18 protein-coding genes and 1 pseudogene are annotated in these 21409 nt (G+C 61.3%); 5 read left to right on the forward strand and 14 right to left on the reverse strand.

Annotated features, from left to right (window positions below; translation table 11 throughout):
- Positions 1-1017: a M14 family zinc carboxypeptidase gene (locus AC1DWG_RS22155; RefSeq protein WP_477788358.1), complete on the reverse strand. Its 1017-nt coding sequence runs from the start codon at positions 1015-1017 to the stop codon at positions 1-3.
- 117 nt (positions 1018-1134) lie between these two features.
- On the opposite strand from AC1DWG_RS22155, the gene AC1DWG_RS22160 reads away from it, so the two are divergent.
- Positions 1135-1770, forward strand: coding sequence for a TetR/AcrR family transcriptional regulator (locus tag AC1DWG_RS22160; RefSeq protein WP_477765213.1), 636 nt, complete (start codon positions 1135-1137; stop codon positions 1768-1770).
- Positions 1771-1833: 63 nt separating this feature from the next.
- On the opposite strand, the gene AC1DWG_RS22165 is transcribed toward AC1DWG_RS22160, so the two are convergent.
- From AC1DWG_RS22165 to AC1DWG_RS22185, 5 genes are all read right to left on the reverse strand, one after another.
- Positions 1834-2532 carry an ABC transporter permease gene (locus AC1DWG_RS22165; RefSeq protein WP_223533165.1) on the reverse strand — a complete coding sequence of 233 codons (699 nt, stop codon included), beginning with the start codon at positions 2530-2532 and terminating at the stop codon, positions 1834-1836.
- 18 nt (positions 2533-2550) lie between these two features.
- A complete protein-coding gene (locus AC1DWG_RS22170) occupies positions 2551-3264 on the reverse strand; it encodes an ABC transporter permease (RefSeq protein WP_477765214.1) in 714 nt (237 codons plus the stop codon).
- Between the two features lie 129 nt (positions 3265-3393).
- Positions 3394-4176 carry a transporter substrate-binding domain-containing protein gene (locus AC1DWG_RS22175; RefSeq protein WP_477765215.1) on the reverse strand — a complete coding sequence of 261 codons (783 nt, stop codon included), beginning with the start codon at positions 4174-4176 and terminating at the stop codon, positions 3394-3396.
- A 27-nt stretch (positions 4177-4203) separates the two neighbouring features.
- A complete protein-coding gene (locus AC1DWG_RS22180) occupies positions 4204-6207 on the reverse strand; it encodes an aminotransferase class I/II-fold pyridoxal phosphate-dependent enzyme (protein ID WP_477788359.1) in 2004 nt (667 codons plus the stop codon).
- A 157-nt stretch (positions 6208-6364) separates the two neighbouring features.
- Positions 6365-7813 (reverse strand): MFS transporter, encoded by a 1449-nt coding sequence (locus AC1DWG_RS22185; protein ID WP_477788360.1) that lies wholly within the window; start codon positions 7811-7813, stop codon positions 6365-6367.
- Positions 7814-7891: 78 nt separating this feature from the next.
- On the opposite strand from AC1DWG_RS22185, the gene AC1DWG_RS22190 reads away from it, so the two are divergent.
- Positions 7892-8779, forward strand: a complete 888-nt coding sequence (locus AC1DWG_RS22190) for a LysR family transcriptional regulator (RefSeq protein WP_477765218.1) — start codon at positions 7892-7894, stop codon at positions 8777-8779.
- A gap of 15 nt (positions 8780-8794) precedes the next feature.
- Here the strand turns inward: AC1DWG_RS22190 and AC1DWG_RS22195 are convergent, their stop codons facing one another.
- The gene (locus AC1DWG_RS22195) at positions 8795-9247 is read right to left on the reverse strand and encodes a cupin domain-containing protein (RefSeq protein WP_477765219.1); all 453 of its coding nucleotides are present in this window, start codon (positions 9245-9247) and stop codon (positions 8795-8797) included.
- A gap of 166 nt (positions 9248-9413) precedes the next feature.
- On the opposite strand from AC1DWG_RS22195, the pseudogene AC1DWG_RS22200 reads away from it, so the two are divergent.
- Positions 9414-9643: pseudogene (locus AC1DWG_RS22200) on the forward strand (aldehyde dehydrogenase (NADP(+))); the annotation flags it as partial.
- A 149-nt stretch (positions 9644-9792) separates the two neighbouring features.
- On the opposite strand, the gene AC1DWG_RS22205 reads toward AC1DWG_RS22200, so the two are convergent.
- The 4 genes from AC1DWG_RS22205 to AC1DWG_RS22220 all read right to left on the reverse strand — a co-directional run bounded on the left by AC1DWG_RS22205 (position 9793) and on the right by AC1DWG_RS22220 (position 16102).
- Positions 9793-11211 carry an efflux transporter outer membrane subunit gene (locus AC1DWG_RS22205; protein WP_477765220.1) on the reverse strand — a complete coding sequence of 473 codons (1419 nt, stop codon included), beginning with the start codon at positions 11209-11211 and terminating at the stop codon, positions 9793-9795.
- Positions 11211-14402: an efflux RND transporter permease subunit gene (locus tag AC1DWG_RS22210; RefSeq protein ID WP_477755152.1), complete on the reverse strand. Its 3192-nt coding sequence runs from the start codon at positions 14400-14402 to the stop codon at positions 11211-11213. The genes AC1DWG_RS22205 and AC1DWG_RS22210 overlap by 1 nt, the downstream gene beginning before the upstream one ends.
- Before the next feature lie 12 nt (positions 14403-14414).
- Complete coding sequence (gene mexE, locus AC1DWG_RS22215; protein WP_477765221.1) at positions 14415-15656, reverse strand: multidrug efflux RND transporter periplasmic adaptor subunit MexE; 1242 nt, start codon at positions 15654-15656, stop codon at positions 14415-14417.
- A gap of 140 nt (positions 15657-15796) precedes the next feature.
- Complete coding sequence (locus tag AC1DWG_RS22220) at positions 15797-16102, reverse strand: LysR family transcriptional regulator (RefSeq protein ID WP_046042509.1); 306 nt, start codon at positions 16100-16102, stop codon at positions 15797-15799.
- A 149-nt stretch (positions 16103-16251) separates the two neighbouring features.
- Here AC1DWG_RS22220 and AC1DWG_RS22225 point away from each other — a divergent pair, with 149 nt between their 5' ends.
- On the forward strand, positions 16252-16839 hold the full coding sequence (locus tag AC1DWG_RS22225; RefSeq protein ID WP_477755155.1) for a TetR/AcrR family transcriptional regulator: 588 nt from the start codon (positions 16252-16254) through the stop codon (positions 16837-16839).
- A 34-nt stretch (positions 16840-16873) separates the two neighbouring features.
- Here the strand turns inward: AC1DWG_RS22225 and katG are convergent, their stop codons facing one another.
- Entirely contained in the window at positions 16874-19069 is a 2196-nt protein-coding gene (gene katG / locus AC1DWG_RS22230) for a catalase/peroxidase HPI (protein WP_477765222.1), read from the reverse strand.
- Between the two features lie 309 nt (positions 19070-19378).
- Between katG and AC1DWG_RS22235 the strand changes: the two genes are divergently transcribed.
- Positions 19379-19585 carry a hypothetical protein gene (locus tag AC1DWG_RS22235; protein ID WP_477755157.1) on the forward strand — a complete coding sequence of 69 codons (207 nt, stop codon included), beginning with the start codon at positions 19379-19381 and terminating at the stop codon, positions 19583-19585.
- Positions 19586-19648: 63 nt separating this feature from the next.
- Here AC1DWG_RS22235 and AC1DWG_RS22240 read toward each other — a convergent pair whose 3' ends face one another.
- Positions 19649-19846 (reverse strand): YbdD/YjiX family protein, encoded by a 198-nt coding sequence (locus AC1DWG_RS22240; RefSeq protein ID WP_007976534.1) that lies wholly within the window; start codon positions 19844-19846, stop codon positions 19649-19651.
- 15 nt (positions 19847-19861) lie between these two features.
- Positions 19862-21409 (reverse strand): carbon starvation CstA family protein (locus AC1DWG_RS22245; RefSeq protein WP_477788361.1); only part of this gene is annotated, 1548 nt, incomplete at its 5' end.

A 21409-nucleotide genomic window follows, 5' to 3' on the forward strand; every position in this document is an offset into this window, starting at 1 on the left:
TCAATTGGGGTCCAGCAACCCGCCACTCCAGTTACGCGACACCCGGCTGCCGGTGAATTTCGCCACCCCCATACCCTGAGATATCAGGCGATCGCGATAGCGCGTCACCAGGCGCCCCGCTTGCTCGGCATGCAGCACCACTTCGGAGGCTGGATCGCCCGGCCGCCCGAGAATCCGTGCAAAGCGCTGGCCTTCCTCGACGAAATCCCCCAGCTCTTTTTCGAAGATCAACACGCCGGGTTGCGGGGCGATGATGGTTTCCATGTGGCCCATTTCCACGGTTTCGACGGGCCAGTCAGCCGGTGAAACTTGCTCGTCAATGACACCGCAACCGCACAGCCAGTTGTACAGCCCTTCGGCATCCGACTCGGCAAAGCGGTCGCTGACATCACCCTGCCCACGCAGCTCCAGGGTCGCAGCCATGCGGTGCTCGGTGACGCCTTCGCGCAGCCACGGGGCAATGATGGTTTCCTCGAAGGAGCCATCGTCGCCGTCATCCCAGATGATCGCCACGTCCATCTTCATCGCCGCCGCCAGTTCGCGGCCACGGGGCCAGAAACTGCGGTGCACGTACAGGTACGGTAGCGCCTCGTCATCGGTGTGCAGGTCGAGCATCACATCGGCCGGGGCGGCCAGTTGCACCAGTTTCTTTTGCCATTGCTGAACGCAGGTCGAAGGTCGTTCCATGGCCGCCGACTGGTCGAACGAACGATTGAAGTTATGCCCGGTGGCGTCATGGTAACGACCGAGGATCCGTCCCTGGCGAAACTGCCCGATGCCCAGCGGATTGGCCTGCGGCACCACGGTGATGTTGCCTTTGAGCCGGCCCTGGGTTTCGGCGGTTTGCAGTCGTTGCATCAGCAGGTGCAGGACCAGCATCCCGGCGATTTCATCGGCATGTACGCCGGCTTGCAGGTGCACGTTTGGCCCGCTGCCGTCGCCGGCATAGCGCCAGGCACCGACCCGCACAGCATCGCCGTTGTTGTTGCTGACACTGAACGAAATATCCTGCGGCATTGGCTTTCCCTCCTGTCATGACCGTTGAAAAACGCTGTATCGCTGCTGTCGAGGCTGGTGATTGAACAGACGTTCAACTAAGCTCGGCAGCGTGGAACCTCACCCAAGGACAGCCTTGTGACGACCGATGCCCCGAAAAACCGCCGCGCCGAACCCGATGACCGTCGCGAAATGCTGGTAGCCGCCACCCTGCGCTGCCTGGGCCGCGACGGTCACGCCGGGATCTCCGTGCGACGCATCGCTACCGAAGCCGGGGTGTCCGTGGGGTTGCTCAACCATCACTTCGGCAGCATCGAGGCACTGATCGCCGACACCTACCAGCGGCTCGCCAGTGAACTGACCACGGCCCTGCTCCAGGAAATCGAACAGGCCCAGACACCCGCGCAAAAGGTCGATGCCTTCCTGGAAGGCTCATTCTCGCCCAGGGTCATGGACCCGAAACTGCTCGGTGTGTGGGTGGTGTTCTGGAGCCTGATCCGTCACTCCGAACACGTCAGCCAGTCCCACGAAAAAAGCTACCGCGCCTACCTCGATCTGATCCGCCAGTTGCTCGACGGGCTGGCCGCCAGCGAAGGCTTCGTGATTCACGACACCCGCCTGGCCGCCATCGGCCTATCGGCGATGCTCGACGGTCTCTGGCTCGAGTGGTGCCTGAACCCCGAGACCTTCAGCGCCGCCAACGGACTGCATATCTGCCGCTGCTGGATAAAGGGGTTGCGTCACGGGGCATTCAGCACCGACGACGCCCTGTGACGGATGCCGGCCGAAGATCATCGCCAGGGTGCCGCTGACGGCGGTCTACCCTTGTCGAACTCATCAGGCCGACCTGCGTACCGGCGTCCCGCGCCGCTCGGCAAAGGCAAACAGCGCCTCGATCAGGAACGTCAGGCACACATACACCCCGGCCACCAGCAACAAGGGTTCGTACACCTGCAGGGTTTGCGCGCGGACCACGTTGGCGGCGCCGAGCAGATCGATCACGGCGATGGTCGACGCCAGCGCCGTGGACTTGAGCAGCATCACGGTTTCCCCGGCCAGGGTCGGCAGCAACAGGCGCATGGCCCGGGGCAAGCGTACCCGCAGCAAGGACTGGCGCGCGGTCATGCCGAAGGCCGAGGCCGCTTCCATTTCACCCTTGGGCACCGCCAGCAGGCCACCGCGGATCACTTCGCCGACATAAGCGCCGACCGACACCACCAGGGCGAACACGATGTACCAGTAACCGTCGCGCAGGTAGGGCCAGAGGAAACTGCCGCGAATCAGCGGGAACTGGGCAAACAGGCTGCCCAGGCCGTAGTAGAAAATGTAGATCTGGATCAGCAACGGCGTACCGCGGGTCACGCTGGTGTAGAACAGGCTGACCTTGGCGATCACCTTGTTTTTCGAAATCCGCGCCAGCGCCACCAACACCGCCAGGACAAATCCGAACACACTGGCGATCAAAAGAATCGCGAGGGTGGTTTGCAGCCCCCGGCCCAACAGAGCCGCGTATTCAACTATCCACGCTGGAATCATTTCATTCTCTCTGCCGGTTCAGTCAACAAGAGGCATCCAGCGACGAATACGTCGCTCAAGCCGACCCGACACATAGTTCGACGCCAGCGTCACCGCGTAATACAACGCGGCAGCCGTGAGGTAGAACAACAGATAGTGGCGCGTCGACCCCGCGCCTTGCTTGGCGGTGTACAGCAGCTCGTTGGTGCCAACCACGCTGATCAGCGCACTGTCCTTGATCAGGTTGATCCACAGGTTGGCCATCCCGGCCATGGCGTAAGGCGCCATGATTGGCAGCGTGACCCGGCGGAACAGACCGAAACCGTTCAGGCCGAACGCCTTGGCCGCTTCGATCTGGCCGAAGGGAATCGCCTGGATCGCCGCGCGAAAAATCTCCGAGGCGTAGGCACCCTGCACCAGCCCCAGCACCACGATGGCCGCCAGCGGACCACTGACATCGACCACGCCGTAGCCGAGCCGGGTCATCAGCGAATTGAGGAGCATGGAGCCAACGTAGTACAGCAACAGAATCAGCAGTAATTCCGGAACCGCGCGGAACAACGTGGTGTAGCCGCGCATCAGCGCTGCAATCGGTTTTGGCGCGCCGAGCTTGAGGCACGCCACCACCAGCCCGATGGCCAGCCCGAGCACAAAGGCCCCGGCGGAAATCTGCAGGGTCATCCATAGCCCCTTCAACAGCGCACTGCCCCATCCCTGTTCAGTGAAATTGATCAGATCGAACATTGCCGGCATTTCAACCCCCAGTAACGACCATGAAAACACTGCAAAAACCCTTGTAGGAGCTGGCTTGCCAGCGAAGTTTTTGGCGGCCTCAAGGGCCCCTTCGCCGGCAAGCCGGCTCCTACAGGATCTGTGTGCTGGTCAGAACGCCGGCTTCACGCTGGTGCCGAAGTAGCTCTGGGACAGCTCGTCATAGTCCTTGCTCGCCAGCAATTCCTGGATGGCCTTGTCGAGTCTGGCCTTGAGTTCGGCGTCGTCCTTGCGCAGGCCGGCTCCCACGCCTTTGCCGAAGATCGGGTCGTAAGGCACGGTGCCGAGGTAGGCCAGGTCCTTGGCGTCCGGGGTCTTGATGAACGCGGCCATGGCGGTGCCGTCGGCCATCATCAGGTCGATGCGCCCGGCAATCAGGTCGGCGTTGGCTGAGTCCTGAGTGTCGTAGTACTTAACATCGGCAATTTTTTCGTAGTAGGTCTTCAGGTAACTGGCGCTCACGGTGGAGTTCTGCACGCCGATGATCTTGCCCTTGAGGTCATCCGGGTACTTCTTCACCGACGCCTCTTTCGGGCCGACGACGGCAATCGCCGAATCGTAGTAGGCCTTGCTGAAGGCGATCTGTTTTTCGCGTTCTTCGGTCACCGACATCGAGGAAAAGATCACGTCGATCTTCTTCGCCAGCAGCGACGGAATGATGCCGTCCCACGCGACTTCCTTGATCTCGCAATCGGCTTTCATTTCGCTGCACAGCTTGTGGATCAGGTCGACTTCGAAGCCCTTCCACTCACCATTGGCCTGCTTTTCGGTGTACGGCGGATAGGGTTCGGCTGCCACCGCGAACCTGATCGGTTGCGCTTGGGCGGCACTCATGCCGGCCAGCAATACGCAGGCCGCACCGGTCAACCAGTTTGCAAAACGTCGATTTCCCATGTTGTTTTCCCGTCTTTTTATGATGAGTTAGCGAGTCTGATGAGCATTGACGAATTGTCGGCAACGCTCGCTGCGTGGGTGTACGAACACTTCGTCCGGCGAACCGGTTTCCTCGATCAGCCCTTGATGCAAAAAAGCGACTTTGGAAGAGACATCGCGTGCGAACGCCATTTCATGAGTCACCAGGATCATGGTCCGGCCTTCTTCGGCGAGGGAGCGGATCACCCGCAGCACTTCCCCGACCAGTTCCGGGTCGAGTGCCGAGGTGGGTTCATCGAACAGCATGACCTTGGGCCGCATGGCCAGGGCCCGGGCGATGGCCACCCGTTGTTGCTGTCCCCCGGAGAGAAACGCCGGGTACTCGTTGCGCTTGGCCGCAAGCCCCACGCGTTCGAGCAGGGCTTCGGCGCGCTCGGTCGCCTCCGCACGGCTTTCACGCAGGACCTGGGTCGGCGCTTCGATGAGATTTTCCAGCACCGTGCGATGGGGCCAGAGGTTGAAGTTCTGGAACACCATGCCCAGGCTCGACCTTATGCGCACAAGCTGTTTGGCGTCCGACACCAGCGGTGCGCCGGGGCGATTCTGGTTAAGGTGAATGCTTTCGCCATCGACCAGGATGCGTCCCTGGTCCGGCACTTCGAGCATGTTGATGCAGCGCAGCAAGGTGCTTTTTCCCGAGCCGCTGGCACCGATCAGAGAAATCACGTCGCCCTCGCGGGCGGTCAGGGAAACGCCCTTGAGCACTTCGATATTGCCGAAGCGTTTGTGCAGGCCATCGACCTCGATCATAGTCTTGGCGACGACCGGTTCGGCGGCTGCGGTACTGCTCAGCGTGCCGATCAGCGGCCTCGGCGCTTCGCCATTGAGCACCTGGACAAAGCCGCGAATGCGCTGGCAGGCCTGGGCCAGGCGCTCTTCACCCAGGGTGAACGAAAGCCGTACAAAACCCTGGGCCGGCTCGCCGAATGCCGCCGCATCAAGCACCGAGACACCGGCTTCGCGCAGCAGGCGCCAGGCGAATTCCAGCGAGGTCAGGCCGGTGCCTCGCACGTCCACCAGCACGAACATGCCGGCATCGGGGTTGAGCACGCTGATGCCCGGGCAATCCGCCAGTCCGGACACCACCAGATCGCGGCGCCGGCGATAGATCTCGCGCATGCCGTGGGTGACTTCGTCATGGGACTGCACGGCCTTGAGCGCCGCTTCCATGACAAACCCGGGCAAGCCGTACAGCATGCTCAGCACCAGGGTTTCGACATGATTGACCAGGGCTTCATGGGCCACTACCCATCCAATGCGCCAACCGGTCATGGCATGGGATTTGGACAGGCTGCCGATCACCACGCAGCGCACGGCCATGCCCGGCAACGCCGCCAGGCTCAAGTGTTCACGCTCGTAGGCGAGGCTCTCGTAGACCTCGTCCACCACCACCCACAGGTCATGGGCGATGGCGAGGTCGGCGATGGCTTGCAGCTCTTCGCGGCCCAGCACCACGCCAGTGGGGTTGTTCGGGTTGGAGAAGAAAATCGCCCGGGTGCGCGGGGTAATGGCCTTGGCCAAGACGGCGGCATCGAGGCGGAAACCCGAGTCCGCGGCACAGGGTACCCGCACCAGCGTGGCGCCGGACGCCTTGAGCGTGGCTTCGTAGGTGACGTACATCGGATCGAAGGCAATCACTTCGTCGCCGGCACCGAGCAGGCACATCGAGGTGGCGAACAAGGCGTTCTGCGCACCTGCCGTGAGAATGATGTTCGACGCCAGCAGTTCGCGGTCGATCAGTTGGCTGTAGCGGCCGGCGATGGCCTCGCGCAAGGCCTGGCGACCGGCGATTTCGGTGTAGTGGGTATCCCCTTCACGCAAGGCGTGGATGGCAGCGTCGGTGATGAAATCAGGGGTGGGGAAATCCGGGTCGCCGACGCTGAGGATGATCACGTCCTCGCCATTGCGCTGTGCCGCGCTGGCCGCGTAGTGAATATCCCAGGCGGCAACGCCTTGGCCACTGATCCGCTCTACAAAGGGTGAAAACCGCATGCCAGTGCCTCGTTCGAATTGAAGAAACGCAAGCCCGCAACCAGCCGGGGGAAGGTGGCCCCCAACATAGTCGAGACTGAACACTCGTTCAACAGAAAACTCGCAAGGCTTCGCGTTCAGCGCAAACAGGTCGTTTTCACGACAGCCGCGCCGTTTTTCAGCACGGCGCGATCAAGCGACGTGAAACGATTTTGCTGACCGCGCCAATCACCAGCGCAATGACGATCAACCCGGCGGCGACGGCGAACGTCAGCCGCATCCCCTGTGCGATGGCCTCAGGTTGCGCCTGCAAAATATCCTGGCTGGCCGTGCCGAAGGCGAACACTGCGCCCATGACCGAGGCGCCCGTGATCAACCCGAGATTGCGCGACAACCCGAGCAAACCGGAAACCACACCACGCTGCTGCGCCTCAATTTCCAGCATGACGGCGGTATTGTTGGCCGCCTGGAACAACGCATAGCCGGCGGTAATGACAGCCAGCGGCACGATATAGCCGGGCACACCGAACGCCATCGGCAAGGCCGGCAGGATGCAAGCGCCGGTCAACATGGCGATCAATCCGAGCGTGCTGGCTCGATACGTGCCCAAACGATCGACCCATCGGCCCGCCGGTACGCCTGCCAGTGCGGCTACCAGCGGTCCCGTCGACATCGCCAACCCAACACTCGCTGCATTCAACGCCAGTGCGCCTGTGAGGTAAAACGGTCCTACCACCATGGTCGCCATGACCACGGTGGTCACCAGCATGCTCATTACGAATCCTGCGCTCATCTGCCAGTTACGGAACATCGTCAATCGAACCAGAGGCGACTCGGCTGTGTGCTCGACGAATACAAACACGCACAGCCCAAGAACTATCACCAGCAACAGCGTCATGTTCAGCGACCCCAGGGTGCCACGCCCAATGGTCATCGCCAGTGCATAAGCCAGCAGTGTCAGAACCAGCACCAGCGTGCCGAGCACATCGAAACCCGCTCGATCCGCCCTCTTCTCACTGCGATCGTTGGGCAAAAAGTAGAGCGCGAGCCCAATCGCCAAAACACCCAACGGCACATTGATCAGAAAAATTGCCTGCCACCCCGGATTGGCAATCAAAAAACCTCCAAGGGTCGGGCCGAGTGAGGTGCCAATCGCCGACATCGTGCCGAGCACGCCCATCGCACTGCCCATTTTTTCCTTGGGAACGGCCCCGCCCACTAGCGCCATGGTCAGCGCCATCATGATGGCCGCACCGACGCCCTGCAGCACCCGAGCGGCAATCAATAACCAGAGATGAGGGGCCAGCGCGCACAGGATCGAAGCGACGGTAAACACACAAATCCCGATCAACAACAAACGTCGGCGGCCAATGATGTCGCCAAGTCTTCCGACACTGACGATCAGCGCCGTGATCGCCAGCAGGTAAGCGAGCACCACCCATTGCACTTGCTGAAAGGAGGCCGAGAACGCCTCGGCCAGTGTCGGCAATCCAACGTTGGCAATGCTGGTGCCCAGGGACGACAGCAGCATGGATAACGACAGGCTGGCCAAGGCTCCCCGAATCGATATGGACTTCATTTTCTCGCGACTCCGCAAATAGGTTGTCCCGAGCCTAAGCCCAGCCATAACATGGCGGAAGGCGCAGCATTTGCACTTTATACGTGCACCCAACGCCACATACCTGCTCCCACAGGAATTGATTCGATGCCCGACCTGAATCTGTTGATCACCCTGAACGTGTTGCTGGAGGAAGGCAGCGTGGCCCGCGCCGCGCAGCGTTTGCACCTGAGCCCGTCAGCCATGAGCCGGGCGCTGGCGCGATTGCGCGAAACCACGGGCGATCCGCTGCTGGTGCGGGCCGGGCGCGGACTGGTTCCCACGCCTCGGGCGCTGGAGTTGCGTGAACGCGTCGGCGTGCTCGTGCAGGACGCCGAAGCCGTCCTGCGCCCCGCCGAGGCACTCGACCTGAATCAACTGACCCGTACCTTCGCCCTGCGCACCAGCGACGGCTTCGTGGAAAATTTCGGACCGCAACTGATCGCCCGCATCAACGAAGAAGCGCCCGGCGTCCGCTTGAATTTCGTGCAGAAGCTGAACAAGGACAGCACCCTGCTGCGCGAAGGTTCGGTGGATCTGGAAACCGGTGTGATCGGCGAATCAACCAGCCCGGAAGTGCGGACCCGGATGCTGTTTCGCGATCGGTTCATTGGCGTCGTGCGCGAGGGTCATCCACTGGCTCAGGGTGAAATCACTCCCGCGCGTTATGCCGCCGCCCGGCACATTCTGGTCTCACGTCGGGGCCACGAAAAAGGCGTCATGGATGACGCCTTGAATGAGCTGGGATTGAAGCGGGACATCATCACCATCGTCGCCGGTTTCTCCTCTGCGATTGCATTGGCGCGGGCTTCAGACCTGGTCGCCAGCGTACCGCAGCGGCACGTCGGCAACCTGTGCCAGGGGATGTACTGCTTTGCCCTGCCCTTCCCCACGCCGCCGATCACGGTTTCGATGCTGTGGCACCCGCGCATGGACGCCGACCCGGCGCATCGCTGGTTGCGCGGTTGTGTGTGGGAGGTTTGCAGCCGGCAATGACCCGGTGGCCCTCGCCTACTCCTTCAGGATCAGCAGCGCTTCGCCTTTCTTCACGATGTAGGTCGCCAGTTCCGAGGCCTTGCCCTGGCCTACGTTCTTCGCCACATGCGCAACGCCTTCAGGTATGTACAACGAATCACCGGCCTTGAGCGTCACCGGTGCCCGCCCTTCCAGCTGATACTCAAAGGTGCCGCTGATCACGTGCGCCACCTCGACACCGGGGTGAGCATGTTTGGGCGATGTCACGCCCGGATCGAAGTCCACGAGCACCTGGAGGACTTCGCGATCGGCGGTGCCCAGGTCTTCGCGTACCAGGTCGGTGCGGTGCAGGCCCTGCTGCCAGCTTTTCATCGCCGGGGCCGGTTGTGTTTCCTGGGCTTGAGCAAGGCTCGCTACAGTGGTGAGCCCTGCGGCGGCCAGGATGAGGCCAAGCCTGCCGAGGGTGTGACGGGTGTGGGTACGCAACATTGTCTTTCCTCCAGTTGAACCACGCCAGGCCGCGCCGAAAGTGACGCTGCCGGTGATTCCATTTGGAGGCCTCCGTGTATCGCCCGGGTGTCGGGAAACGCCGGTTTTGTATGCCCGGGTAACGGCGGGCGTTGCCGATACCTGCGGATACAAACCCGCAACTGCGGGCACGTCGTTGGTCAACGCCTTCGCCCATCCGCACGAGTGTGTTTTTCCACCGTGCATGGCGGGACGTTCCCGGCCACCTCGGACAGTCGTTTTACTTCATTGGGCATGACTTCCATCAAACGTTTCCTGCGCCCGGTGGCTTACCAGGGCTTTCCGGATACCCTGCTGACAGAGCCTCTGCGCGATACCATTCCGCTAGGGCTACTGCGCCTTGTGGACGGTCAATAATCGAAAGTGGCCATAGCGCTGACTGTAGGAGCGAGCTTGCTCGCGAAGGTCGTTAACGAAAACGCATGCTTTCTGGCTAATCGCGGCGTTCTTGAGTCCTTCGTCGGAACGCCGCCCGGAGCAAGCTCGCTCCTACAACAACGGGTTAGTCAGTTGTTTTTCGCAAGCCGGGTATCGCCGCTGTCCCATCCACCCCCCAAGGATTTGTAGATCGCAACTATGGCGCGGTACTGATCGGTCTCCCCCAGTGCCTGGGCATCCTCGGCATTCAACCGCTCGCGTTGTGCGTCCAGCAACACCAGGTAGTCCACCACCCCTTCCTTGTATTGCGTCGCCGCCAGATCGGCCGCGGCTCGACTCGACTCGCTTTGCTTGATCAGCGACAGCAAGCGTTGCTGGCGCTTGCCATAGTCGCTGAAGGCGTTTTCCGACTCTTCCAGTGCGAGCAGCACCTGTTGTTCATAGGTCGCCAATGCTCCCTCGGCGTCGGCGTTTGCGCCACGAATGCGCGCCCGCACACTGCCCAGGTCAAACGCGGCCCAGGTGATACTCGGCCCCAGGCTCCAGGCACGGGCGGCACTGGAACCGATTTGCGAACCACGCCCCGCCGTGAACCCGAGGAACCCACTCAAGCTCACCCGTGGAAACAGGTCGGCGGTGGCCACGCCGACATCCGCCGTTGACGCCGCCAACCGGCGCTCTGCCGCGAGCACATCCGGGCGCCGATGCAACAGCTCGCCAGGATCGCCAATCGGCAATGCCTTGGCGATGGCCGGCAGGTTCTTTGGACTCAGGTCGATGCTCAGGGTGTCCGGGCGTTCGCCCAGCAGCGTGGCGATGCGGTTCTTGTGGTGCACCTGCTCCGCCTGCAACTGCGGCACGCTCGCCTCGACAGCCGCCAACCGGGCGTCGGCACGCACAACGTCGAGCTCGTTACCCACGCCAGCATCACGCAGGCTCACCGTCACGGCGCGCGATTCGCTTTGGTTCTTCAGGTTGGCCAAGGCGATCTTTTCCCGCAGTTGCGCACCGCGCAGTTGACCATAGGCATCCACCAGCTCGGCGATCATGGTCACCCGCAGTTGGTACAGGTCCGCCGCCGTGGCGTCTTCCCGGGCATCGCTGGATTCCAGCTCACGCTGGATGCGCCCGAACAGATCGATCTCCCAGGCCATGTCCAGGCCCAGGTCGTAGCGCTCAGTGTTGACCCGGCTCTCGGTCAGGCCCGGCACCTGCGATTTGCCCTGCACGCTGCTGACCCGGCTGGTGACCACCGGCAGATTGTCGTTGCTGACGTCATCACGGATGGCCCGGGCGGCTTTCCAGCGGGCGAAGGCCACGCGCAGATCGCGGTTGCCATTGAGCGCTTTGCCGACCAGCTGATTCAGCGTGGGGTCGTCGAATTGCTGCCACCACACCGTTTCGAATCGCGTTTGATCGTAGTTGGCTCCTTGTGCCGAGACGACATGGGCAGGCGCCGTGTCGGGGGTCTTGTAATCCGGCCCCACGGTGCAGGCGGCCAATGCCGTGACCAGGAGGCTGGGAACGAAGAGCTTGAAAGCATTCATCAGTGTGCCTCCGAATCAATAACGTTGAGCGCGTGAACCCGGGCCGCCTTGCGCGCGGTTTTACGTTCGATGTAGCGACGAATCAGGACGAAGAACACCGGCGTCAGCAGCAACCCGAAGAAGGTCACCCCGAGCATCCCGGAGAACACGGCAACCCCCATGGCCCGGCGCATTTCCGAACCGGCCCCGGTGGAAGTCACCAGCGGAATCACCCCCATGATGAAGGCGAACGACGTCATCAGGATCGGCCGCAGACGCATGCGGCAAGCCTCCAGTACAGCGTCCAGCGGCGACAGGCCCTGGTCCTGTTTGTCCTTGGCGAACTCGACGATCAGGATCGCGTTCTTGCAGGCCAGGCCCACCAGCACGATCAAGCCGATCTGGGTGAAGATGTTGTTGTCGCCCCTGGAGATGATCACCCCGGCAATCGCCGACAGCAGGGTCATCGGTACGATCAGGATCACCGCCAGCGGCAGGCTCCAGCTTTCATACAGCGCAGCCAGTACCAGGAACGCCAGCAGGACGCAGAGCGGGAACACCAACAGCGCGGTGTTGCCGGACAGGATCTGTTGGTAGGTCAGGTCAGTCCACTCGTAGGTCATGCCGTTGGGCAGTTCTTCCTTGAGTAGTTTCTCGATGGCTTTTTGCGCCTGGCCGGAGCTGTAGCCGGGGGCTGCACTGCCGTTGATTTCCGCGGTGACGAACCCGTTGTAGTGCGAGACCCGGTCGGGCCCCGACGTCGGGCTGACCTTGACGAACGTGGCCAGTGGAATCATTTCTCCACGGTCGTTGCGTACCTTCAACTGGCCGATCTGCTCCGGTTCCTGACGGAACTGCTGCTCAGCCTGGACGTTGACCTGATAGGTACGGCCAAAACGGTTGAAGTCGTTGGCGTAAAGCGATCCGAGGTACACCTGCAAGGTGTCGAAGATGTCGTTGATTGCCACGCCATGGGTCTTGGCTTTTTCGCGGTCGATGGCGGCTTCGACTTGCGGCACATTGACCGTGTAGCTGGTGAACAGGTTGGCCAGCTCCGGGACACTGCGCCCCTTGCCGATGATGTTCATGGTTTCCTTGTACAGCTCTTCGTAGCCCAGGTTGCCCCGGTCTTCGATCTGCAGGCGGAACCCGCCGATGGTGCCCAGGCCTTGCACAGGTGGCGGCGGGAACACCGCGATGTAGGCATCCTGAATGCCGCCGAACTTGGCATTCAGCGAAGCGGAAATCGCCCCGGCGGACAGGCTTGGGTCTTTGCGCTCATCGAAAGGACGCAAGCCGATGAACGCGATGCCGGCATTCGGGCTGTTGGTGAAACCGTTGATCGACAGGCCGGGAAACGCCACGGCGCTGTCGAAGCCCGGTTCGTTCATGGCGATGGTGCTCATGCGCCGGATCACCGACTCAGTGCGGTCAAGGCTGGCCGCATCGGGCAATTGCGCAAAGGTCACCAGGTACTTCTTGTCCTGGGTCGGCACAAAGCCGGTCGGTGTGGTGCTGAAACCCATGTACGTCATGGCGATCAGGCCAGCGTAAACCAGCAGGGCCACGCTGCTGCCGCGAATGACCCTGGCCACCGCCACCACGTAACCATTGCCGGCCTTTTCGAACAGCCGGTTGAAGGGCTTGAACAACCAGCCTGCGAACAGCCGATCCAGCACTTTGGAGAAACGGTCTTTCGGCGCACCGTGGGCCTTGAGCAACACCGCCGCCAATGCTGGCGACAAAGTCAGCGAGTTGAACGCCGAGATCACCGTGGAGATGGCGATGGTCAGGGCGAACTGCTTGTAGAACTGCCCGGTCAAGCCGGAAATGAAAGCGGCCGGCACGAAGACCGCACACAGCACCAAAGCCGTGGCGATGATCGGCCCGGTCACCTCGCCCATGGCCTTTTGGGTAGCCTCGGCCGGTTCAAGTCCCGACTCGATGTTTCGCTCGACGTTCTCCACCACCACGATGGCGTCATCGACCACGATGCCGATGGCCAGCACCAGACCGAACAGCGACAGCGCATTGAGCGAGAACCCGAGCAAATGCATCACGGCAAAGGTGCCGATCAGCGATACCGGCACGGCGACCAGCGGAATGATCGACGCGCGCCAGGTTTGCAGGAACAGGATCACCACCAGCACCACGAGGATCAGCGCTTCGAACAGCGTGTGAACCACCGCTTCAATCGAGCTGCGCACGAAGATGGTCGGGTCATAGACGATCTCGTAGTCCATGCCCTCCGGGAAACTCTTCTTCAGCTCAGCCATCTTCGCCCGCACCTGGTCGGACACGTCGATCGCGTTCGAACCCGGGCGCTGGAAGATCGGCATTGCCACCGCTTCCTGGTTATTGAGCAGAGCGCGCAGTGCGTATTGGTTGGAGCCGAGCTCAATCCGGGCAATGTCCTTGAGGCGGGTGATCTCGCCATCCGCACCACTGCGCACGATCACATTCTCGAATTCTTCTTCGGTGACCAGCCGTCCCTGGGAGTTGATCGACATCTGGAAGCTGGTGGCGTTGGGTGCAGGCGGTGAACCCAGTTGACCGGCCGCGACCTGACGGTTCTGTTCACGCACCGCATTGACCACATCGGTGGCGGTCAGGTTGCGTGACGCGGTCTTGTTCGGGTCGAGCCAGATGCGCAGCGAATAATCACCGATGCCGAACATCTTCACGTCACCGATGCCGTCCAGCCGCGACAGCTCGTCCTTGACGTTGAGGATCGCGTAGTTGGACAGGTAGAGCATGTCGTAGCGCTTGTCCGGCGACACCAGGTGCACCAGCAGCGTCAGCTCGGGCGACGCCTTGTCGACGGTAATGCCGATGCGCGTCACCTCCTCCGGCAACTTGGGTTCGGTCCGGGTCACGCGGTTCTGCACCTGCACCTGAGCGTTGTCCAGGTCGGTGCCCAGGGCGAAAGTCACGGTGAGCGTGAGCCGGCCATCCGCCGTGGACTGCGAAGACATGTACAACATATTCTCGACGCCGGTGATGGCTTGTTCGAGGGGGGCAGCCACAGTTTCGCCGATGACCTTGGGGTTGGCGCCCGGGTAGTTGGCATGGACCACCACAGTGGGTGGCACCACTTCCGGGTATTCGCCGATCGGCAACCGGAACAGCGAAATGCCGCCGGCAATCAGGATCAGCAACGACAGCACTGCGGCGAAGATCGGCCGCGTGATAAAGAACTGGGAGAACTTCATGACGGTGTTCCTTTATCCGCGGGGCGATACGCCAGCGTCGGTTTTCACCAGCGCCGGAGACGGAGCGGCAGGCTGATTACCCGCCTCGATGGCCTGGCGTTGACGAGCCAGGGTGACGACGGTTTGCGCGTCGGCCATCGGCGCGTCCTGAGGCGCGACCACCGCGCCGGGACGAACCCGTTGCAGACCGTTGATGACGATCCGGTCTTCCTTCTGCAAACCGCTGCGCACGATGCGCAAGCCTTCGAGCTTCGGCCCAAGGTCGACGCTGCGGTACACGGCCTTGTTGTCCTGGTCGATCACCAGCACGAACTTCTTGCCCAGGTCGGTGCCCACTGCCTCGTCCTTGATCAGCAGGCCGGCATAGGCCGCGCTGCCCACCAGTTTCAATCGGGCGTACAACCCCGGGGTGTATTGGCCGTCGGCGTTGTCGAACACCGCACGGCCACGGATGGTGCCGGTCTTGGGATTGACCTGGTTGTCGACGAAGTTCATCTGCCCCAGGTGGCTATTGCCCTCCTCGTTCGACAAGCCCATGTACACCGGCGTGGACTGGCTGCGCCGGCCTTGGCGGGAGAGCTGGCCGTACTTGAGGAACAGACGCTCGTCGGCATCGAAATAGGCGTAGACCTTGTCGGTGGAGACCACGCTGGTCAGGGCCGATGTGTCGGCGGTGACGATGTTGCCGGCGGTGATTTCGGCACGACTGACCCGGCCGCTGATCGGCGCGGTGACACGGGTGAAGCTCAGGTTCAGGCGTGCCAGATCGAGTTGCGCCTGCACGGCATCGACGGCGGCGCGGGCTTCCTGGGCGGTGGTGGTGCGCGTGTCGGCCAGTTCAGCGGAGATCGCATTGCTGCTCAACAGGCGCTGGCCGCGTTGCGCTTCATTGCCAGCTCGAACCAGCGTGGCGCGAGCTTGTTGCAATTGCGCTTCGAGGCGGTGTACTTCGTGTTCGAACGGCCGTGGATCGATCTGGAACAGCAAATCCCCTTTCTTCACCGACTCGCCATCGGTGAAGGCAACACGATCGATCTGCCCCGACACCCGCGGTCGAACCACGACGGTTTCCGGCGCTTCCAGACGGGCGGTGACTTCATCCCATTCAGTGATAGGTTGCTCGAGCACTTTGGCGACCGTGACAGGCGGCGCACCCGGAGCCTGGGCAGCATCGGGGGCGTGGCCGCAAGCAGTGAGGGTTGCCAACGCCAATGCAGCAAGGGGGTAACGCAAAGGTTTGAGTGACTGTTCCATGGGGGGTGTCCGCCTGACGGGTTAGGGGTTGGAGAATTCTCGGCCGCGCAGGGGGCTGCGACGAATTGAACGGAGTGAACTTGGCTATCATCATTAATGATGACCGTCATGTTTAAGGGCAAAAAAAATGAATGCTCAGATCAAGCCTCTGAATCAACAGGGTTTTTATTGGAAGCCGTCAGACTGACGACAGCGCAGATACAGTCCAATGCGGGCCCAAGGGTTTGCGCTACCTGCAAGGCCCGGGTGGTCGGTTCCATTTTGTGGCCAATGCGTTTAAACAGAGGGTCGTTGAACAGTGTGCGCAGACGCCCCAATGCACCGCTGACCGCCGGCTGGCCCAGGGAAAGTCTTTCTGCGGCCCGTGTGACGTTGCGCTCCTGAATGAGCGCCTCGAAAATCACCAGCAGATTGAGGTCGATACTGCGCAGATCATGACGTTTCATGGGGCGGCACCCTGTGAGGTGTTCTGACTTGAGCCACGGGCTCGTCGGCCTGCAAAACCATTGCCGCGAATTTATATTATGATCATCATCAATACCAGCCCCTCAGCAAAAAATTGCCAAGGCGCTCATCGGATGACAGGACCCCACTCATGAAAGTGACGAAAGACCAGGCAGCAGCCAACAAGGAAGCGATCCTCGGCGCAGCCTCGAAGATGTACCGGGAAAGAGGCATCGACGGCATCGGTATCGGCGAGCTGTCCCGCTCGGTGGGCCTGACCCATGGCGGCTTTTACGGTCAGTTCCCCGGTGGCAAGGAGCAGTTGGCGTCAGAGGCGGTCAGCCGCACGTTCGAAACCAACATCGAAGACTGGCGAGCGGCGAAATCCATCCCCGAACTGCTCAAGGGTTACCTGACCCAGAGTCACCTGAGCAACTGGACCGAAGGCTGCCCGATCCCTGCCCTGGGGGCCGATGTCGCGCGCAATGGCGGTGCTGTCAGCCACTCGTTCACCCAAGGCGTGCAGACCCTGATCGAAACGCTGCTGCCATTGGTCGACGGCGAAACCGATGATGAAAAGCACCAGGAAGCCTTGCGCATCCTGTCATCGATTACCGGGGCCATATTGATCGCCAGAGCCCTGGACAACCCTCGATTGTCGGAGCAGTTCCTGCAATCGGTGATCGATGCCTGGTCTGTCAGCGACGAAAAAACAGTAGAAGGGCTTGCCGCGACCTGATCCAGACAGGTCGCGGCAAGTTCAGGCTTTTTGACTACGCCAGATCGAATCGATCCAGGTTCATCACTTTGGTCCACGCAGCGACGAAGTCCTTGACGAACTGCTGCTGCGCATCGGCGCAGGCATAGAATTCGGCCAAGGCACGCAACTGCGCATTGGAACCGAAGACCAGGTCAACCCGCGTCCCCGTCCACTTCACTGCACCGGTCTTGCGATCGCGCCCTTCATACTCTTGCCGGGCATCCGACACGGGCTTCCACTCCACGCCCATATCCAGCAGGTTGGTGAAGAAGTCATTGGTCAAGGCTTCCGGCCGTGAGGTGAGGACACCGTGTTTGCTCTGGCCGACATTGGTGTTCAACACCCGCAGCCCACCCAGCAATACCGTCATTTCCGGCGCACTGAGCGTCAGCAGTTGCGCCTTGTCGATCAGCAGTTTTTCGGCCGGCACACGGTACTGTTGCTTCAGGTAATTACGGAAGCCGTCGGCAATCGGTTCAAGGAATCCGAAGGATTCGACGTCGGTCTGTTCCTGGCTGGCGTCCATGCGCCCTGGGGTGAAAGGCACCGTCACACTTTGGCCGGCATTTTTCGCGGCCTGCTCCACGCCCACGCCACCGGCGAGCACAATCAGGTCGGCCAGGGAGATTTTCTTGCCGCCACTGTTGAACTCGCCCTGGATGCTTTCGAGTTTTGCCAGCACACGGGCCAGTTGTTCTGGCTGGTTGGACTCCCAGGACTTCTGCGGTGCCAGGCGCAGACGCCCGCCGTTGGCGCCGCCGCGTTTGTCGGAGCCACGGAAAGAGGAAGCCGCCGCCCACGCCGTCGATACCAGTTGCGAGACTGACAGCCCCGAGGCGGCAATTTTTCCCTTGAGTGCGGCCACATCACTGTCGTTGACCAGTGGATGGTCGACGGCAGGGATCGGGTCTTGCCACAGCAGCTCTTCGTTCGGCATTTCCGGGCCGAGGTAGCGTGAGAGCGGCCCCATGTCACGGTGAATCAGCTTGTACCAGGCACGGGCGAAGGCGTCGGCCAACTGGTCTGGATTGGCCAGGAAGCGCCGGGAAATCGGTTCATAGATCGGGTCGAAGCGTAGCGACAGGTCCGTGGTCAGCATCGTCGGATCACGCCGTCTGGACGGATCATGGGCATCTGGAATGGTGCCGGCACCAGCGCCGTTTTTCGGCTTCCACTGGTTTGCCCCCGCCGGGCTCTTGGACAGTTCCCATTCGTAACCGAACAGGTTTTCCAGGTAGTTGTTGCTCCACCGGGTTGGCGTGGTCGTCCAGGTCACTTCCAGGCCGCTGGAGATAGTGTCGCCACCTTTACCGGTACCGAACGTGCTCTTCCAGCCCAGGCCCTGCAGTTCGAGACCAGCGGCTTCGGGCTCAGGTCCGACATGGTCGACAGGGCCGGCACCGTGGGTTTTACCGAAGGCGTGACCGCCCGCAATCAGCGCGACGGTTTCCTCGTCGTTCATGGCCATGCGCGCAAAGGTTTCACGGATGTCCTTCCCGGCGGCGACCGGATCGGAGTTGCCTTCAGGGCCTTCGGGGTTTACGTAGATCAGGCCCATCTGCACGGCGGCGAGTGGGTTTTCCAGATTGCGCTCTGCGGGAGCTTGCCCGGCATCTTTGCCATATCGCACGTCGCCACCCAGCCACTTGCTTTCCGAGCCCCAGTAGACGTCTTCGTCCGGTTCCCAGACATCCGGGCGGCCACCGGAAAAACCAAAGGTCTTGAAGCCCATGGACTCCAGTGCAACGTTGCCGGTGAGGACGATCAGGTCGGCCCAGGAAATTTTGTTGCCGTACTTTTGCTTGATCGGCCAGAGCAGTCGACGGGCCTTGTCGAGGCTGACGTTGTCCGGCCAGCTGTTGAGCGGTGCAAAGCGTTGCTGGCCGGAGCCGGCGCCGCCCCGGCCGTCACCGGTGCGATAGGTGCCTGCGGCGTGCCAGGACATGCGGATAAAGAAAGGCCCATAGTGACCGAAGTCCGCCGGCCACCAGTCCTGGGAATCGGTCATCAGCGCAGTCAGGTCTTTTTTCAACGCCTGGAAGTCCAGGCTCTTGAAGGCTTCGACGTAGTTGAAGTCGCCCCCCAAGGGGTCAGATTTGGGCGAGTGTTGACTCAAGATCTTCAGGTTCAGTTGGTTCGGCCACCAGTCGCGGTTCGTCGTGCCACCGCCAGCGGCGTTATTAAACGGGCATTTCGATTCAGTTGACATGGCATCTCCTCTTGATTTTGTTTTCAGCTAATCATCCTTAAGCGTGGATCCGGATCACCGATTGAAGAAATAGCTTTTCGGTATGGGATCCATAGCCTTAAGGCTATGACAGCCCAGTGATCAGTCGCTCCAGAACATCCATTAAAGTACCGGTCCGGGAAACTGTCGCTTCATCTTGGGAGATAGCTGATAAACAGTTCAAATCAGCAAGCAAATGCAAGATCATGTACACCTGCCACAATGGATGGGTAGCCTTTGCTGCATGGACGCTGGCGATCGTAAGAATTGTTTGCCGCGAGAGGTTTCGCCATGCTCCTCAAAGCCATTGTCATCTGGTCATTGCTGTCGATCATCGTCGCCGCCGTGTTCTGTCGCCTGATGCATAACGCCAAGGTCGCCGACCGGGCGCTCAAGATCGCCAGGCCGGATCATCAGCCTCATGAACGAAATGCTGGCAATGCTTCCATGCCCCGGGACAAAAGTGGCAGTGACGATTCGGATTACCACGCGGCCTGAGCCATTCAGGGCGTTCCTGCACTCAATAAAAAACCGGCTATTCAGCCGGTTTTTTTAGGTCACTCAACAACACTTCGGTCCGGCTTTACTGCCGTAACGGGCCTCTTGGCGCTCGCGAAAGAACGCCTCGTAGTCCATCACCGGCTTGTCCGGGTGTTTGGTCTGCATATGCTCGACGTAGTTGTCGTAGTCAGGCATGCCGACCATCAGGCGCGCAGCCTGACCGAGGTATTTACCCAGGCGACTCAGGTCATTGAACATGGTGCAAATCCTCGATCACGCTTCCGGCAGCGCCTGGAATGGCGCTTCCTTATCCGTACGCTCCTTGGTGCCCCAGGCGGCAATACCGACCTTGAGCGCAAAGAACAGGATGCTGAACACCACGAACAGGAACAGCGCGGTCAGCGTTGCGTTGGTGTAGGCGTTGAAGATCACGTGCTGCATCTGGTCGATACTCTTGGCCGGGGCCAGCACCTGACCGTTGGCCAGGGCATCGCTGTACTTCTTCGCCAGGGCGAGGAAGCCGATCGCCGGGTTGGCATCGAACAGCTTGATGAAGCCCGCTGTCGTGGTGCAGATCAGCAACCATACCGCCGGCAGCAAGGTGACCCAGACATAACGCTGGCGCTTCATCTTGATCAGCACCACGGTGCCGAGCATCAGCGCGATACCGGCCAGCATCTGGTTGGAGATGCCGAACAGCGGCCACAAGGTGTTGATGCCACCCAATGGATCGATCACACCCTGATACAGCAGATAACCCCACATGGCCACGCAACCGGCGGTAGCGATCAGGTTGGCAGTCCAGGACTCGGTACGGCGCAGGGCCGGCACGAAGGAGCCGAGCAAGTCCTGGAGCATGAAACGCCCGGCACGGGTACCGGCGTCGACTGCGGTCAGGATGAACAATGCTTCAAACAGGATCGCGAAGTGGTACCAGAACGCCATGGTGTTCTCGCCCGGCAACACGTGGTGCAGGATCTGCGCGATCCCCACCGCCAGGGTCGGCGCACCGCCGGCACGGGCCAGGATGGTGGTTTCACCGATGTCGTGGGCCACCGCTTGCAGGGCTTCCGGCGTGATGGCAAAACCCCAGCTGCTGACGGTTTGCGCAACGGCAACTGCATCAGCGCCAACCACCGCGGCCGGGCTGTTCATGGCGAAATACACGCCCGGATCGATCACCGAAGCCGCGACCATGGCCATGATGGCCACGAACGATTCCATCAGCATGCCGCCATAACCGATGTAGCGGGCATGACCTTCACTGGCGAGCAGCTTCGGCGTGGTGCCGGAAGCGATCAGCGCGTGGAAACCGGAGACCGCACCACAGGCAATGGTGATGAACAGGAACGGGAACAGCCCGCCCTTCCACACCGGGCCGGTGCCGTCGATGAACTGGGTCAGGGCCGGCATTTTCAGCTCGGGCATGGTCACCAGGATGCCGATGGCCAGGGCGACGATGGTGCCGATCTTCAGGAAGGTCGAGAGGTAGTCACGGGGCGCCAGGATCAGCCACACCGGTAACACCGCCGCGACAAAACCGTAGCCGATCAGCATCCAGGTGATCTGCAGACCGGTAAAGGTAAAGGCCTTGGCCCACACCGGGTCCGCGGCAATCTGCCCGCCGAGCCAGATCGAACCCAGCAGCAATAGCACGCCGATCACCGAGATTTCACCGATGCGACCCGGACGGATGTAGCGCATGTAGATGCCCATGAACATCGCGATCGGGATGGTCGCCATCACCGTGAAAATGCCCCACGGGCTTTCGGCCAGGGCTTTCACCACGATCAACGCCAGCACCGCGAGGATGATGATCAT

This window comes from Pseudomonas sp. P4_B3, assembly GCF_056402295.1.